Origin of the sequence: Phyllobacterium calauticae, from assembly GCF_019991125.1 — a bacterium.
Taxonomy (GTDB): domain Bacteria; phylum Pseudomonadota; class Alphaproteobacteria; order Rhizobiales; family Rhizobiaceae; genus Phyllobacterium; species Phyllobacterium calauticae.
In genome coordinates, this window is the sequence record NZ_JAGENB010000035.1 from 1 (window position 1) to 426 (window position 426).

The following is a 426-nucleotide window of genomic DNA, read 5'->3' on the forward strand; positions in this document are numbered from 1 at the left end:
GGAATATTGGACAATGGGGGGAACCCTGATCCAGCCATGCCGCGTGTGTGAAGAAGGCCTTTTGGTTGTAAAGCACTTTAAGCGAGGAGGAGGAGCTCTAGACTAATACTCTAGATGCTTGGACGTTACTCGCAGAATAAGCACCGGCTAACTCTGTGCCAGCAGCCGCGGTAATACAGAGGGTGCAAGCGTTAATCGGATTTACTGGGCGTAAAGCGTGCGTAGGTGGTCTTTTAAGTCGGATGTGAAATCCCTGAGCTTAACTTAGGAATTGCATTCGATACTGGGAGACTAGAGTATGGGAGAGGATGGTAGAATTCCAGGTGTAGCGGTGAAATGCGTAGAGATCTGGAGGAATACCGATGGCGAAGGCAGCCATCTGGCCTAATACTGACACTGAGGTACGAAAGCATGGGGAGCAAACAG

General features: G+C 50.0%; 1 rRNA gene. It reads left to right on the forward strand.

Annotated elements, in window-relative coordinates:
* Window positions 1–426, forward strand: a 16S ribosomal RNA gene (locus J1W56_RS25835); the annotation flags it as partial.